This is a genomic window from Aeromicrobium sp. Leaf289 (assembly GCF_001423335.1).
Taxonomy (GTDB): Bacteria; Actinomycetota; Actinomycetes; order Propionibacteriales; family Nocardioidaceae; genus Aeromicrobium.
Window position 1 is genome coordinate 175339 of sequence record NZ_LMNK01000003.1, and the last position, 15472, is coordinate 190810.

The 15472-nt window shown below is 71.5% G+C and carries 16 protein-coding genes; 9 read left to right on the plus strand and 7 right to left on the minus strand.

The features are described from left to right. Positions 1–42 precede the first annotated feature (42 nt). Entirely contained in the window at positions 43–1194 is a 1152-nt protein-coding gene (locus tag ASF37_RS11950) for an acyl-CoA dehydrogenase family protein (protein WP_055970226.1), read from the minus strand. 124 nt (positions 1195–1318) lie between these two features. Between ASF37_RS11950 and ASF37_RS11955 the strand changes: the two genes are divergently transcribed. From ASF37_RS11955 to mqo, 3 genes are all read left to right on the plus strand, one after another. After that, complete coding sequence (locus ASF37_RS11955) at positions 1319–1906, plus strand: hypothetical protein (protein WP_056580803.1); 588 nt, start codon at positions 1319–1321, stop codon at positions 1904–1906. Between the two features lie 70 nt (positions 1907–1976). Beyond that, complete coding sequence (locus ASF37_RS11960; protein ID WP_056580806.1) at positions 1977–2603, plus strand: MSMEG_1061 family FMN-dependent PPOX-type flavoprotein; 627 nt, start codon at positions 1977–1979, stop codon at positions 2601–2603. A 163-nt stretch (positions 2604–2766) separates the two neighbouring features. Next, the gene (gene mqo, locus ASF37_RS11965) at positions 2767–4290 is read left to right on the plus strand and encodes a malate dehydrogenase (quinone) (protein ID WP_235499994.1); all 1524 of its coding nucleotides are present in this window, start codon (positions 2767–2769) and stop codon (positions 4288–4290) included. Between the two features lie 7 nt (positions 4291–4297). Here the strand turns inward: mqo and purE are convergent, their stop codons facing one another. The 5 genes from purE to ASF37_RS11990 all read right to left on the minus strand — a co-directional run bounded on the left by purE (position 4298) and on the right by ASF37_RS11990 (position 8646). Beyond that, entirely contained in the window at positions 4298–4792 is a 495-nt protein-coding gene (purE, locus tag ASF37_RS11970) for a 5-(carboxyamino)imidazole ribonucleotide mutase (RefSeq protein WP_056580808.1), read from the minus strand. Between the two features lie 222 nt (positions 4793–5014). After that, on the minus strand, positions 5015–6154 hold the full coding sequence (locus ASF37_RS11975; RefSeq protein ID WP_200931227.1) for a 5-(carboxyamino)imidazole ribonucleotide synthase: 1140 nt from the start codon (positions 6152–6154) through the stop codon (positions 5015–5017). A 44-nt stretch (positions 6155–6198) separates the two neighbouring features. After that, positions 6199–7206: an adenylate/guanylate cyclase domain-containing protein gene (locus ASF37_RS11980; RefSeq protein ID WP_055968930.1), complete on the minus strand. Its 1008-nt coding sequence runs from the start codon at positions 7204–7206 to the stop codon at positions 6199–6201. After that, the gene (locus ASF37_RS11985) at positions 7193–7699 is read right to left on the minus strand and encodes a PH domain-containing protein (protein ID WP_055968933.1); all 507 of its coding nucleotides are present in this window, start codon (positions 7697–7699) and stop codon (positions 7193–7195) included. The genes ASF37_RS11980 and ASF37_RS11985 overlap by 14 nt, the downstream gene beginning before the upstream one ends. Before the next feature lie 122 nt (positions 7700–7821). Then, positions 7822–8646 carry a biotin--[acetyl-CoA-carboxylase] ligase gene (locus tag ASF37_RS11990; protein WP_056552413.1) on the minus strand — a complete coding sequence of 275 codons (825 nt, stop codon included), beginning with the start codon at positions 8644–8646 and terminating at the stop codon, positions 7822–7824. A 51-nt stretch (positions 8647–8697) separates the two neighbouring features. On the opposite strand from ASF37_RS11990, the gene ASF37_RS11995 reads away from it, so the two are divergent. From ASF37_RS11995 to ASF37_RS12015, 5 genes are all read left to right on the plus strand, one after another. Next, positions 8698–10296, plus strand: coding sequence for an acyl-CoA carboxylase subunit beta (locus ASF37_RS11995; protein WP_055968939.1), 1599 nt, complete (start codon positions 8698–8700; stop codon positions 10294–10296). Further along, positions 10296–10565: an acyl-CoA carboxylase epsilon subunit gene (locus ASF37_RS12000; protein ID WP_156368190.1), complete on the plus strand. Its 270-nt coding sequence runs from the start codon at positions 10296–10298 to the stop codon at positions 10563–10565. Before ASF37_RS11995 ends, ASF37_RS12000 begins: the two co-directional genes overlap by 1 nt. 7 nt (positions 10566–10572) lie before the next feature. Then, entirely contained in the window at positions 10573–11229 is a 657-nt protein-coding gene (locus ASF37_RS16935) for a hypothetical protein (protein WP_082506513.1), read from the plus strand. Between the two features lie 144 nt (positions 11230–11373). Further along, positions 11374–11976 (plus strand): nucleoside triphosphate pyrophosphatase, encoded by a 603-nt coding sequence (locus tag ASF37_RS12010; RefSeq protein WP_056552414.1) that lies wholly within the window; start codon positions 11374–11376, stop codon positions 11974–11976. 70 nt (positions 11977–12046) lie between these two features. Then, positions 12047–12259 (plus strand): hypothetical protein, encoded by a 213-nt coding sequence (locus ASF37_RS12015; RefSeq protein WP_055968944.1) that lies wholly within the window; start codon positions 12047–12049, stop codon positions 12257–12259. A gap of 108 nt (positions 12260–12367) precedes the next feature. Here the strand turns inward: ASF37_RS12015 and ASF37_RS12020 are convergent, their stop codons facing one another. Further along, positions 12368–13549, minus strand: coding sequence for an acyl-CoA dehydrogenase family protein (locus ASF37_RS12020; protein ID WP_055968947.1), 1182 nt, complete (start codon positions 13547–13549; stop codon positions 12368–12370). Between the two features lie 140 nt (positions 13550–13689). Between ASF37_RS12020 and ASF37_RS12025 the strand changes: the two genes are divergently transcribed. Beyond that, a complete protein-coding gene (locus ASF37_RS12025) occupies positions 13690–15468 on the plus strand; it encodes a biotin carboxylase N-terminal domain-containing protein (protein ID WP_235499995.1) in 1779 nt (592 codons plus the stop codon). The last annotated feature ends 4 nt before the right edge of the window (positions 15469–15472 follow it).

Consider the following 15472-nt stretch of genomic DNA (forward strand, 5'->3'; position numbering starts at 1 on the left):
CGAGCCTAGAACCTCAAGTCCACTCGAGGTCAAGCTCTCCGTTCAGAGGTCCGACTGGATCCCCGCGAGCAGCTGACGAGCCATGACGATCCGCTGGACCTGGTTCGTGCCCTCGTAGATCTGGGTGATCTTGGCGTCGCGCATCATCCGCTCCACCGGGTAGTCGCGGGTGTACCCGTACCCACCCAGGAGCTGCACGGCATCGAGGGTGACCTGCATGGCGGTGTCGGAGGCGAAGGCCTTCGCCGCGGCGCCGAAGAACGTGAGGTCCTTGTCGCCGCGCTCGGACCGACCCGCAGCGGCATAGGTGAGCTGGCGCGCGGCCTCGATCTTCATGCCCATGTCGGCGATCATGAACTGCAGTCCCTGGAAGTCGCTGATCGGCTTGCCGAACTGCTGGCGCTCCTGGACGTAGCCGAGCGCGTAGTCGAGGGCGCCCTGCGCGACGCCGACCGCCTGCGCGGCGATCGTCACACGGGTGTGGTCGAGCGTCTGCATGGCAAGGGCGAAGCCCTGGCCGACGTCGCCGATGATGCGGTCCTCGGGGATGCGGACGTCGTCGAGGTAGACCTCGCGCGTGGGCGAGCCCTTGATGCCCAGCTTCTTCTCGGGCGCTCCGAACGAGACGCCCTCGTCGGACTTCTCCACCACGAAGGCCGTGATGCCCTTGCTGCGCTTCTCGGGGTCGGCCTGCGCGAGGACGGTGTAGAACTCCGACTCCCCCGCGTTGCTGATCCAGCGCTTGGTGCCGTTGAGCACCCAGTGGTCGCCGTCGCGCACCGCGCGGGTCTTCTGGTTCGCGGCGTCGGACCCGGCGTCGGGCTCGGAGAGGCAGTAGCTGAAGCCCTCGCCGGCCGCGAGGCGCGAGAGGTAGTCCTTCTTGATCCGCTCGTCGCCTCCGAGGATGACCGGGAGCGACCCGAGCTTGTTCACGGCCGGGATGAGCGACGCCGAGACGTCGACGCGGGCGATCTCCTCGATGACCAGCACCGTGGCCAGCGCGTCGGCACCGGCTCCGCCGTACTCCTCCGGGACGTGGGGGGCGTGGAAGTCGGCCGCCACGAGTGCCTCGTGGGCCTCGCGGGGGTAGCGAGCCTCCTCGTCGACCTCGGCGGCGAAGGGCGCGACCTTGGCCTCGGCCACGGCCCGGACCGCCTCGCGGATGGCCTGGTGCTCCTCGGACAACACGAACATGTCGGACACGGTGCGGCTCCAGATGCTTGACGAAGATCGAAATACTAGGACGACCTAGCAATAGTACGTCGCCCGCCCGCCGCTCACACTGCCGGGACGCGTGGGATCGCCCACACTGTGAGGCGTGATCCAACGATTCGACGGCCACATCGTCGGCCTCGGCACCACCAGCGGCACCCGGGTCGTCGTGGGCATGTGGGATCGGAGCCCGTACGGCCGCTTCGCCGATGCGATGGTCGAGCGCCCCGACGGGCACCGCGTGCTGCTCGCCCCCGACGAGCGCATCGCCGACCTGGTCTCGACCACCTACACCTTCGACGACGTCCGGATCGTCCCCGTGGCGCTCGCCGGATGGGGCATCGACGCCGGCCCACTGAGCGCCCGCTGGACTCCCGGGACGCGTGCGCCGATCGGCTGGCTGCTGCAGGCCGTCCCGACTCCCCTCGCGCACCGCGAGGCCTGGGCGCGCTTCTGCGACCCGATCGCACGACGCGTGATGTCGGGCGTGCGCACCCACGGCAGCGCCGGTCGGGGACGCACGGAGTGGTACGCCGCCTCCGACGCGTGGGGGGTGGAGTCCGCGTCCGTCGCGTGGGACGGCCAGGACCTCGGCCCGCTGGCGCCCGTGGACCCGCCCGTCCGGTTCGGCTTCGGCTCGGCGCCGCGGACCCCGACGCTCACCCGCGTCACGTCGTTCATCCGCGACCACTGACCCGAGGCGCGACCGCCGACCCGCGGCGGAGCGCCTCGGCTGCGCACCGGTCGGGGGCTAGCGTGTCGCCATGGCCGAGATCCACGACGTCGACGAGCTCCGCGAGGTGCTCGGCACCCCCCTGCCCCGCACCGTCGCGAAGGACCGGGACCGCCTGCACCCGCTCCACGTCGCGTGGCTCGATGCCTCCCCGCTCTGCCTGCTGTCGACGTCGGCAGCCGACGGCTCGTGCGACGTGTCACCCAAGGGCGACCCGGCCGGGTCGCTCGTGCACGTGGTCGACGAGCACACCATCGCCCTGGCCGAGCGGCCGGGCAACCGTCGGGCCGACGGCTACCTCAACGTGCTCACCAACCCCCACGTCGGACTGCTGTTCGTCGTGCCGGGTCGCGGCGACACGCTGCGCGTCAACGGGCGGGCCCGGCTGCTGCGCACCGACCACGCGCCGCCGCCCTACCTCGAGCACCTCGAGGTCAAGGGACACCGACCGGTGCTGGTCTGCGAGGTCGCGGTCGAGCAGGTCTTCTTCCACTGCGCCAAGGCGTTCCTGAGGTCCGAGCTGTGGGAGCCGAGCACGTGGCCGCCGGACTCCGTGCCGTCACGGCCCGAGATCGCCCACGCCCTCGAGCGGCCCGACGAGACGCTCGAGGAGATCGCCGCCTACTACGGCGACGCGTACCGCAGCCAGCTGTACTGACGCCTCCGTGGGGCCGCTCATGGCCGACGCGAGGAACATCACATGCCTTCTGGGCAAGATCACACCGTTTCGAGTCGCGTTCACCGTCCCTCACGCGGGAGATTTGACGGTGCTGCAGACGTCGACCACGTCGTTGCCCCGGTGAGATCCAGGAGAGTCCGCGTTGAACACGCCCGCATCCCCCGTACGTCAGTCCGCCACACCCACGCGCATCACGACCGACGTGCTGCTCGTCGGCGCCGGCGTCATGAGCGCCACGCTCGGCTCGCTGCTGAAGACCCTGCAGCCCGACTGGTCCGTCACGGTCCTGGAGCGCCTCGAGGCCCCGGCGCTGGAGAGCAGCGACCCCTGGAACAACGCCGGCACCGGCCACTCCGCGCTCTGCGAGCTCAATTACACGCCGCAGCAGCCCGACGGCAGCGTCGACGTGTCGAAGGCGATCACCGTCAACGAGCAGTTCCAGCTGTCGCGCCAGTTCTGGGCGCACGGTGTGGACAACGGCCTGCTCAAGGACCCGTCGACGTTCATCAACCCCGTGCCGCACGTGAGCTTCGTGCGCGGCGCGGAGAACGTGGAGTACCTGCGCAAGCGCCACGACACCCTCGCCGGCCACCCGCTCTTCGCCGGACTCGACTTCATCCACGACCGTGACGAGTTCGCCCGGCGCCTGCCCCTCATGGCCGAGGGGCGCGACGAGCGCGAGGACGTGGCCATCAGCTGGACCGACCACGGCACCGACGTGGACTTCGGCTCCCTGACCGCCCAGATGCTCGGCAACCTCACCGCCCAGGGCGCCGACGTGCGCTACGGCCACGAGGTCAAGAACCTCGGCCGCGACACCGATGGCACCTGGCGCGTCAAGGTCAAGGACCGGACCGAGGACCGCACGGTCACCATCTCCGCCAAGTTCGTGTTCGTGGGCGCAGGCGGCGGCGCGATCCAGCTGCTCCAGAAGTCCGGCATCGAGGAGATCAAGGGCTTCGCCGGGTTCCCCGTGAGCGGGCAGTTCATCCGCTGCCTCGACGACACGGTCACCGAGAAGCACGAGGCGAAGGTCTACGGCATGGCCGCCGTCGGCGCCCCGCCGATGTCGGTGCCGCACCTCGACACCCGCGTGATCGGCGGCAAGCGGTCGCTGTTGTTCGGCCCCTACGCCGGCTGGACGCCCAAGTTCCTCAAGGAGGGCTCGTTCACCGACCTGCCCCTCTCGATCCGTCCGCACAACCTCATGCCGATGGCCGCCATCGGCGTCACCTCGTGGGGGCTCATCAAGTACCTGGTCCTCGAGCTCGCCAAGACCCGCGGCCGCAAGGTCGAGGACCTGCGTGCCTTCGCCCCGCTCGCCGAGGAGGAGGACTGGGAGCTCATCACGGCCGGCCAGCGCGTTCAGGTGGTGCGCAAGAAGGGCCGCTTCGGCGGGTCCCTCGAGTTCGGCACCACTGTCGTGAACGCCGCCGACGGGTCCATCGCCGGCCTGCTGGGCGCCTCGCCGGGCGCCTCCACCGCGGTCTCCGCGATGCTCGACGTGCTGGAGCGCTGCTTCCCCGGGCAGATCGAGGGGTGGCGGCCGCAGCTCAAGGAGATCGTGCCGTCCTACGGCCTGTCGCTCGGCGAGAACCCGTCGCTGTACTCCGACCTCAAGGACTGGACGGACCGCACGCTCGGGCTCACCGGCTCCACCGTCTGAGCCCTCCTCAGCGGTCGCGGATCGCCTCGCCCTTGGCGCGGGCGGCGTCGGCCAGCTCGGCCTGGAAGTCCAGCATGCGCCCGGTGAGCACGTCGTCGCCGACGGCGAGGATGCGCACGGCGAGGAGTCCGGCGTTGCGGGCGTTGCCGATCGAGACCGTGGCCACGGGGACGCCCGCGGGCATCTGCACGATCGAGAGCAGCGAGTCCATGCCGTCGAGGTACTTCAGCGGCACCGGCACCCCGATGACGGGCAGGGGCGTGACCGCGGCCAGCATCCCGGGCAGGTGCGCCGCGCCGCCGGCACCGGCGATGATCACCTCGATGCCGCGCGTGTGCGCGTCACGCCCGTAGGCGAGCATCTCGTCGGGCATCCGGTGGGCCGAGACGACGACGGCCTCGTACGCCACCCCCAGCTCGGCGCACGCCTGCGCCGCTGCCTCCATGACCGGCCAGTCCGAGTCCGACCCCATGACGATGCCCACGCGGGGCGTTGCGCTCATGGCCGCGATCCTAGCGAGGTCCGGCGCCGCCCCTCCCCCCGAGCGGTGAGTCCTCCACCGAGAGGTGCGGGTGCGGTCGAGCGGTGCGGACTCCACCGCCCCAGCGCTGAGACGGTGGAATCCGCACCGCGCACCGGGTCTCCGCACATTCGGTGGAGAAGTCACCGCTCAGGGGGGGCGGTGCCGGCGGGTGGTGTCGGGAGGGCGACGTGGAGGACGTCGTCAGCCGTCCTGGAGGAGGGCGGCCGCGCGACGGGCGTCGGCCAGCACCACGTCGAGGTCGTCGCCGACGACGGTCACGTGGCCGACCTTGCGACCGGGCTTAACGGCCTTGCCGTACAGGTGCACCTTGGCGTGCGGCACGGCGGCCAGGACGACGGCCTCCTGCGCCTCGAGGTCCTGCACCGCGCCACCGAGCACGTTGACCATGACCGACCAGGAGGCGTGCGGCGTCGCCGGGCCGAGGGGCAGGTCCAGGACGGCGCGCAGGTGGTTCTCGAACTGGCTCGTGGCGGCGCCGTCGATGCTCCAGTGACCGGTGTTGTGCGGGCGCATCGCCAGCTCGTTGACGAGCACGCGTCCGTCGCTGGTCTCGAACAGCTCGACGGCGAGCATGCCGGTGACCCCCAGCGCGGTGGCGACGCGCACCGCGACGTCGGTGGCCTCCTGCGCGAGGGCGGGGTCGAGGTCGGGAGCCGGCGCCACGACCTCCTTGCAGATGCCGTCGACCTGCGTCGACTGCACGACCGGGTAGGCGACGACCTCGCCGGAGGGGTTGCGGGCCACCTGGGCACTGAGCTCGCGACGGAAGTCCACCAGCTCCTCGGCGACGAGCTCCTGGCCGTCGGCAGCGGCCAGGACCTCGGCCGCCTCGTCCTCGGACCGGACCACCCAGACACCCTTGCCGTCGTAGCCGCCCCGGGTGGTCTTGAGCACCGCGGGGTAGCCGAAGTCCTCGAGCTCGGCGAGGGCCTCCTCCGCCTCGCTCGGCAGCAGGAGGAAGAGCGGGCACGGCAGGCCGAGCACGCTGAGGCGCACCCGCATCTCGCCCTTGTCCTGTGCGTACAGCAGGGCGTCGGGCCCGGGCCGAGGCACGTGTCCCTCGGCCTCGAGCGTGCGCAGGTGGGCCGGCGGCACGTGCTCGTGGTCGAACGTCACGACGGGCACGCCGTCGCACACGGCACGCAGGTCGGCGAGGTCGGTGTGGTCGCCCACCAGCTGGTCGGGCACCACCTGTGCGGCCGAGACGTCGGGGCCCTCGGCCAGCAGGCGGATGCGGAGCCCGAGGGCCACGGCGGGCACCTGCATCATGCGGGCGAGCTGGCCGCCACCGACGACGGCCAGGTGCGGGGTCAGCGGCATGGCAGGAGCCTACTGACCCCTCGTCCGCCCTCCGACGTCCCCCGCTACCAGCGCCGCACCGTGCGCGGACGGAACGCCCGCCGGCGGCTGATGGTGATGGGCGAGACGTTGCCGAAGCCGCGCAGCGGCCGTGGGGGCAGCGCGCGCATCTCGAACTCGTCGTCGGTGAGGTGTCCGGCGGTCTCGTCGTCGACGAGCACCCGGTTGCTGCGGGCCACGTGGGAGAGGCGCGCGGCCAGGTTCACGGGCGGGCCGAAGACGTCGCCCAGCCTGCTGATGACCGAGCCGGTGGCCAAGCCGACCCGCACGTCGGGCAGGTCGTCGCGCGAGCCGATGTTGGCCACGAGCTCGAGCGCCGTGAGCGTGGCCTCACGCGGATCGGGGTTCACGAACAGCACGGCGTCGCCGAGGGCCTTGATGACCCGGCCGTCACGCGACGTGACGACGTCGGTGCACCGGGTCTCGAAGTTCTCCACGAGCTCGCCGAGGCGGGCGTCGTCGAGCGTGTTGGTCATGGCGGTGAACCGCGACAGGTCGGCGAAGCCGATGCTCATGGTGGTCGACAGCAGCTCGGCGTCGACGGCCCCGAGCGCCTCGAGGCGGCCGGCCGCGGCGGCCAGGTGACGCCGCCAGGCGTACAGCAGGAGCCGTTCGAAGCCCGGCCCCACGTGCTCGGCGATCGCGACGGCGCTCTCCAGGCGGCTCGCGGCCCGGCCCGACTCGACGTCGGACTCCACCTGGTCGACGATCGTCTGGACCTCCCAGTCGGCCAGCCGCGCCAGCGTCTGGCCGAGCGCCCTGGTCATCCGGAAGATGGTGCGTTCCTCGAGGACGCCCTCCTCGAGCGCCAGCGCAGCGAGTCGCGCGGCGGCCACGTCGTGCTCGCCGTAGGCCGGATCGTCGCCGCTGTCGGCGAAGCCCAGCGAGCGCCAGAGCCGCTCGGCGCGGTCGAGGTCGAGCCCGGCCTTCCCGGCGACCTGCTCACCCGTGAGCTCCATGCCCTCCTGCAGGATCAGGCGGGCGAGCTCGTCACGCAGCTCAGACCGATTCATCGCTCTGGCGGTGCGAGTCGAACACGAGGTTGCTGACGGTGCGGTGGAAGCCCTCGATGCGCGGGATGTCGCGCAGCTCCAGGCCGGCCTCGTCGCTCGCGTTGTGGATGATGAGGGTCCCGCAGCCGAGGATGCGGTCGTTGAGGTTCTTCTCGAACGAGACGTCGTTGATGCGGCTGAGCGGGATGACCCGCCCCTCGCGCGTCAGGATGCCCTTCTGCTCGACGATGCGCTTGTTGGTCAGCGTGTAGGTCCAGAGGAACCAGCGCACGAACGGCAGCACGCTGCCCCACAGGACGAGCACGACGGCGATGCCGATGATCACCCAGCGCACGTACCCGTCCCCGCTGTTGCCGACCTGGGCGGCGAGGAAGCCTCCGGCGAAGGCGACCGCCAACAGGATGACCAGCGGCACGAACAGCACCTTGACGTGCGTCCGGGTCGTCGCGACGGTCTGTTCACCGTCCATCATCAGCTTGCGTGAGAGGGCCATGGGCTGATCCTCCCACGTGGCGCACGGGCCGCGGGCGACGTCTGGGCAAAGGCCTCCGTCGTCGAGCCTCCCGACGACGTGGGTGACCTGGGGACCCGCTGGTCGCACGGGCGGCGGAAGGCTCAGCCGACGGCACGGACGTGGGTCACGTCGCCCGCGCTGATCGCCCGCCCGTCCACGACGAGCCGGCCGAGCGGGTCGATGTCGTGGGCGACGCCGGTCAGCGTGGACCCGTCGGGCAGCTCGACCCGCACGCGCGACCCGAGGGTCACGCTCTGCTCGAGGTAGTCGCGCCGCAGGAGCGCCGGGTCACCGGCGCTCGCCAACCACGGCCGGTAGAGCCGCTCGAGGTGGCCCAGCAGGAGCTGGAGGACGACCCCCCGGTCGACGGTGGTGGCCCCCTCGATCGCGAGGGAGGTCGCCGTGGGCACCGGCAGCTCGTCCGGCGTCGACGACACGTTGAGGCCGATCCCCACCACGGCGGCAGGACCGGCGGGCCCGTCGGCACGCTCGAGCAGGATCCCGCTGATCTTGCGGCCCTCGACGAGCACGTCGTTGGGCCACTTCAGCCCGGAGGTCACACCGCAGTCCCGCGCCGTCAGGTCGACCGCGAGGCCCGTCAGCAGCGGCAGCCAGGTCCACTGTGGCAGGGCGACGCCGTCGGGGCGCAGGAGCACCGAGACCATGAGCCCCGCCCCCGGCGGCGTCTCCCACCGCCGGTCGAGCCGCCCCCGGCCGGCGGTCTGGTGCTCGGTCGCGACCACGAGGCCCTCGGGAGCGCCGGCACCCACCGCGGCGACGACGTCGGCGTTGGTGCTCGTGGTGGACGCGGAGACCTCGAGGCCCGTCCACACGCTCCCCTCGAGCAGCAGCACGCGACGCAGCTCGTCGACGTCGAGGGGATCGCGCCCCCCGGGCCCCGGCGTGTCGCGACGGTCGCTGCTCATGCGTCAAGCCTCACACACCACGGCACGTCGAGGATCGTTACTCTGACCCACGTGAGCGAAGCAGAGGCAGAGATCGAAGAGCGTCCGGAGCTGCACACGACCGCCGGGAAGCTGGACGACTTCCGGCGCCGGCACCACGAGGCGACCGTCGAGGTCGCCGAGCGGGCGGCCGAGAAGCAGCACGCGAAGGGCCGCCAGAGCGCCCGCGAGCGCATCGACCAGCTGTTCGACGAGGGCTCCTTCGTCGAGCTCGACGCACTGGCCCGGCACCGCTCCACCAAGTTCGGGCTCGAGAACAACCGGCCGCTCGGCGACGGCGTCATCACCGGATACGGCACGATCGACGGCCGCCAGGTGTGTGTCTTCAGCCAGGACTTCAGCGTCTTCGGCGGCAGCCTCGGCGAGGTGTACGGCGAGAAGATCACCAAGGTCATGGACCTCGCCATCAAGTCGGGCTGCCCCATCATCGGCATCAACGAGGGCGCCGGCGCCCGCATCCAGGAGGGTGTGGTCTCGCTCGGCCTGTACGGCGAGATCTTCCGCCGCAACGTGCACGCGTCGGGCGTCATCCCCCAGATCTCGCTCATCATGGGCTCGTGCGCCGGCGGCCACGTCTACTCCCCCGCGGTCACCGACTTCACCGTCATGGTCGACGAGAAGTCGAACATGTTCATCACCGGGCCCGACATCATCAAGACGGTCACCGGCGAGGACGTGACCATGGAGGAGCTGGGCGGTGCCCGCACGCACAACACGCGCAGCGGCAACGCCCACTACCTGGCCTCCGACGAGGAGGACGCCCTCGAGTACGTGAAGGCGCTCATCTCGTTCCTGCCGCAGAACAACATGGAGGAGGCGCCGGTCTACGACGAGGGCGTCGACCTGGAGCGCAACGAGACCGACCTGGCGCTCGACACGCTGATCCCGGACTCGGCCAACCAGCCCTACGACATCCGCACCGTGATGGAGTCCGTGCTCGACGACGGCGACTTCCTCGAGGTCCAGCCGCTGTTCGCGCCGAACCTCGTGATCGGCTTCGGCCGGGTCGAGGGTCGCAGCGTCGGCGTGGTGGGCAACCAGCCCATGCAGCTGGCCGGCTGCCTCGACATCGACGCCTCCGAGAAGGCCGCCCGCTTCGTGCGCACCTGCGACGCGTTCAACATCCCCGTGCTCACGTTCGTGGACGTGCCGGGCTTCCTGCCGGGCACCGAGCAGGAGTGGAACGGCATCATCCGCCGCGGCGCCAAGCTCATCTACGCCTACGCCGAGGCCACGGTCCCGCTCGTCACGATCATCACGCGCAAGGCCTACGGCGGCGCGTACGACGTCATGGGCTCCAAGCACCTCGGCGCCGACGTGAACCTGTCGTGGCCCACCGGCCAGATCGCCGTCGTGGGCGCCTCCGGTGCCGTCAACATCCTGTACCGCCGCGAGGTGGCTGCGGCCGACGACCCCGAGGCCAAGCGCGCCGAGCTGATGACGGAGTACGAGGACACGCTCTGCAACCCGTACGTGGCGGCCGAGCGCGGCTACATCGACGGCGTGATCGAGCCGTCGCAGACCCGCGCCGAGGTCACCAAGGCCCTGCGCCTGCTGCGCACCAAGCGCGAGACGCTCCCGCCCAAGAAGCACGGGAACATCCCGCTCTGATGAGCGACGAGACGACGCCTGCGGCCGACGCCGCCGAGCAGACGCCCGCAGCACCGGTCACGCCGATGCTGCGGGTGGTCCGCGGCGACCTGTCGCCCGAGGAGCTGGCGGCGCTCGTGGCCGTCGTGGCCGCACGCAACGCAGCTGCCGCGAACGCCGCAGCGGGCGCGAAGCCGGCACCGCGCAGCGAGTGGGGACACCCGGTGCGCGCGCACCGCACGCCGCACCGTGTGGGCCCCGACGCCTGGCGTCGCTCCGCCTGGGCCTGAGTCCTGCATGACCCTGCGCCACGAGCCCGACGTGTCGGCGGCGGACTGGATCGTGCGTGCCGACGCGGACTGGGGTGTCATCGCCGGCCAGGGACCGCCGGGCTTCGAGGCGTACGCGCAGGTCCCGTTCGACAGGGACGACTCACCGGAACGAACTGACGACGTCGTCCACGCCGACGTCGTCCACCTGGCGACCGCCCACACCTCGACGCCCGACGACGCGGTCTTCGCCCTCTGGGAGGGGTGGGGCGACATCGAGGGTGGCGATGCCGTCTCGATGCTCTACCAGAGCCCGGCGCTCACCGGCTTCGGCCGGGTCTTCCGCCGCCCCAGGCCGCCGCGGATCCCGCCGGCGTTCGACGACGCCGTGATGAAGGCGCCGCGGGCCGACCTGGACGGGTTCCGGGCCTACCTGCTCTTCCGCGGCCCGCTGTCGGACGTCGGTCGCTGGGGCGCCCGCCCCGAGGCGCCGGACTGGCCACGTCGGTTGGCTCCCGCCTCGTTCGTCTGGCCGCAGGACCGGTCGTGGTGCATCGCCCAGGACGTGGACGACGACAGCCTGACGATCGGCGGCTCGCAGGCGCTCGTCGACGCCGTCCTAGCCCACCCGGACCTCCGCGCCGAGCCCGCGACGTACGGGTCCCCACCGCCGTTGCCCGACTGACGCCGCGCCGCCCTCGTCATCGGTGGATCCTCAACCGCAGGGACGGCGCTGAGGTTGCCGATCCACCGATGGCCGCCCCGAAGCACCCCTGATGTTGCGGATCCACCGATGGGGGGTCGAGAGCGGTCCTGCCACGATGGGCCCATGGTGCGCATGGTCCTGGCCTCACAGTCCCCCGCCCGGCTCGCGACGCTGCGAGCGGCCGGCATCGAGCCGGAGGTGGTCGTCTCCGGGGTCGACGAGTCGCAGGTGCAGTCACGCGACGCCGCGAACCTGGCCGCGGCCTTGGCGCAGCTGAAGTGCCGCGCGGTCGCGGCGACGGTCGACGACCCGGACGCGCTCGTCGTCGGCTGCGACTCGGTGCTCGCCTTCGAGGGCGAGATCCTGGGGAAGCCCGGCGACGCCGCGACCGCGCGCGCCCGGTGGCGTCGGATGCGTGGTCGCTCGGGCGTGCTGCACACCGGGCACTGCGTCCGCCGTGCCGGCCGGGAGGTCGTCGACGCGGCCTCCACCGTCGTGCACTTCGCCGACGTCGGCGACGCCGAGATCGACGCGTACGTCGCCACCGGGGAGCCGCTGCACGTGGCCGGAGCCTTCACGATCGACGGCCTGGGCGGCGCGTTCGTCCGCGGGATCGAGGGCGATCCCCACACCGTGGTGGGCATCAGCCTGCCGCTCCTGCGCGACCTCGTGGCCGATCTCGACGTCGTCTGGACCGACCTCTGGAATCGTCCCGGCGCGGTGTGACGAGCCCGGCGAGCGAGCGTGTGACGAGAACTCGGTACCGGAACGTGCAGGAAGATGAGAGAATGAGGACATGGCCCCTCGTCGCAAGTTCCACGCGTCCAGCCCCTTCCAGCCCCAGGCGGTGGAGCCGGACGCGGTCTACGAGGTGGCTTCGCGCGTCAGCCACGACACCTACGGTCTCGGCCGGATCGTGAGCCTGCAGGGCACCCGGTCGGCCCAGGTCGACTTCGGCGACCAGGTGCGCCACGTGCCGCTTCCCTGCCGCGCGCTCGTCAGCCTCTGACGGAGTCCGGGGCCTGGTCGTCGCCTGGGAACGGCCGGCAGCGGCACGCCCGGTGACGGTCGCGCACGGATCTGTGCGACGGCACCGCAGGCCTGACCTGCCCGTGAGTCACTCGACGGGCAGACCCAGCCCGCGGGCGATCAGCATGCGCTGCACCTCGCTGGTCCCCTCGCCGATCTCCAGGATCTTGGCGTCGCGGTAGAACCGGGCCACGGGGTACTCCTCCATGAAGCCGTACCCGCCGAAGACCTGCGTCGCGATGCGGGTGCCGGTCACGGCCGACTCCGTCGCGTGCAGCTTGGCCACCGACGCGGCCTGCTTGACCACGGCGTACGGGGCTCCGGCGTCCTTCAGGGCTGCGGCCCGGTAGGTCAGGGCCCGCGCCCCCTCGAGCAGCACGGCGAGGTCGGCGATCTGGAAGGCCACACCCTGCTTCGCACCGATCGGCACCCCGAACGTCTGCCGCTCCCCCGCGTACTGCACGCACAGGTCGAGGCAGGCCTGCAGGCAGCCGACCGAGAGCGCCGAGATCGCGATGCGGCCGTCGTCGAGCGTGGCGAGGAACTGGGCGTAGCCACGGCCGCGCTCGCCGAGCAGGTGGTCGGCGGGGACGCGCGCCCCCGTGAAGGCCAGCGGGTGGGTGTCGGAGATGTGCCACCCGAGCTTGTCGTAGGCGGGCTCAGCCACGAACCCGGGCGTTCCCGCGGGCACCATGATCGCCGAGATCTCAGGACGCCCGTCGGCGCGCTCCCCGGTACGTGCGGTGACGGTGACGACCGACGTCAGGTCGTTGCCGGAGTTGGTGATGAACTGCTTGGCGCCGTCGACCACCCAGGTGTCGCCGTCGAGCACGGCGCGGGTGCGCGTGGCACCCGCGTCGGAGCCGGCTCCGGGCTCGGTGAGGCCGAAGCCCGCCAGGGCGCGACCGGCGACCAGGTCGGGCAGCCAGCGCTCCTTCTGCTCCGCGGTGCCGAACGCGACGATCGGGTTGATCCCGAGACCGACCCCGGCCTGGAGCGTGATGCCCATCGACTGGTCGACGCGACCGAGCTCCTCGATCGCGACGCACAGGCTGGTGAAGTCCGCGCCTGCGCCGCCGTACTCCTCCGGCGCCGTGAGGCCGAACAGACCGAGGTCGCCCATCTCGCGCACGACGTCGACCGGGAAGTGGTGCTCGCGGTCCCACTGCGCGACGTGCGGCGCGATCCTCGACTCGGCGAACTCCCGCACCGTGCGGCGGAAGTCCTCGTGCTCGCGGGAGAGACCGGACAGCTGTGCGACGTCGACCATGCCCCCAGGTTAACACTCGTTAACCCGACGGTCGGACGTCCGCGTGACGTACCTCATCCACCCTCGGGCCGTCCTGCCCCCTACACTCGGCAGGCAGTGCCCGCCCCCGCCCAGCCTGTCCATCCCGAGGAGAGCCGTCCGTGAGCAAGCCCCTGCAGAAGGTCCTGATCGCCAACCGTGGAGAGATCGCGGTCCGCGTGGTCCGAGCCTGCAAGGACGCCGGCATCGGCAGCGTCGCCGTCTACGCCGAGCCCGACCGCGACGCCTTGTTCGTCCGGCTCGCCGACGAGGCCTACTCCCTGGAGGGCTCGACCCCGGGCGACTCCTACCTCTCGATCGAGAAGATCGTGGCCGTCGCCCAGCGCTCGGGCGCCGACAGCGTGCACCCGGGCTACGGCTTCCTCGCCGAGAACGCCGAGTTCGCCCAGGCCGTCATCGACGCCGGACTCGTCTGGATCGGCCCCCCGCCCGCGGCCATCGAGGCCCTCGGCGACAAGGCCAAGGCCAAGCAGATCGCCAAGACGGCGAACGCCCCGCTCGCTCCCGGCACCAAGGACCCCGTCAAGGACGCCGACGAGGTCGTGGCCTTCGCCCAGGAGAACGGTCTGCCGGTCGCCATCAAGGCCGTCTTCGGTGGTGGCGGTCGTGGCCTCAAGGTCGCCAAGACCCTCGAGGAGATCCCCGACGCCTACGAGTCCGCCGTCCGCGAGGCCGTCAGCGCCTTCGGTCGCGGCGAGTGCCTCGTGGAGAAGTTCCTCGACAAGCCCCGCCACGTCGAGACGCAGTGCCTGGCCGACAGCCACGGCAACGTCGTCGTGGTCTCCACGCGCGACTGCTCGCTGCAGCGCCGCCACCAGAAGCTGGTGGAGGAGGCCCCCGCGCCGTTCCTGTCCGACGACCAGCTGGCGCGCCTCTACGATTCGTCGAAGGCCATCCTCAAGGAGGCCGGCTACGTGGGCGCCGGCACGTGCGAGTTCCTCGTCGCCGCCGACGGCACCATCAGCTTCCTCGAGGTCAACACGCGCCTGCAGGTCGAGCACTGCGTCTCCGAGGAGGTCACGGGCATCGACCTCGTGCGCGAGATGTTCCGCATCGCCGCCGGCGAGGAGCTCGGCTACGGCGACCCGGAGATCATCGGCCACTCGATCGAGTTCCGCATCAACGCCGAGGACGGTGGCCGCGGCTTCCTCCCGGCTCCGGGCACGCTCACGAAGTGGGCTCCCCCGAGCGGCCCGGGCGTCCGCCTCGACGGCGGCTACGAGGAGGGCGAGACCGTGCCGGGCGCGTTCGACTCGCTCATCGCCAAGCTCATCGTCACCGGGCGCACCCGCGAGCAGGCCATCGAGCGCTCCCGCCGTGCCCTCGACGAGTTCGTCGTCGACGGCATGCCGACGGTCATCCCCTTCCACCGCGACGTGCTGGACGACCCGGCCTACAACGCGTCCGACGGATCGTTCGACGTCTACACGACGTGGATCGAGACCGACTACGACAACCAGCTCGAGCCGTACGCGGGCGCCTCCGAGACCGACGAGCCCGCCGAGCGCGAGCGGGTCGTCGTCGAGGTGGCCGGCAAGCGCGTGGAGGTCGTTCTCCCCGGCGGGCTCGGAGCCGTGGCCGGCGCCGCGAGCGGTGGCGCCAAGAAGCAGAAGCGCAAGGGCGGCAAGGCCGCGGGCGCCGCTGCGTCCGGTGACTCCCTCACCTCGCCCATGCAGGGCACCGTGGTCAAGGTCGCCGTCGAGGAGGGCCAGGAGGTCGCCGCCGGCGACACCGTGCTCGTCATCGAGGCCATGAAGATGGAGCAGCCCATCACCGCGCACAAGGCGGGCACCGTCACCGGGCTCTCGGCCGAGATCGGCGCCACGATCGGTGCCGGCGAGGTCGTCGCGACGATCGCCGACGCCCCCGCTGCGGAGTAGCGGC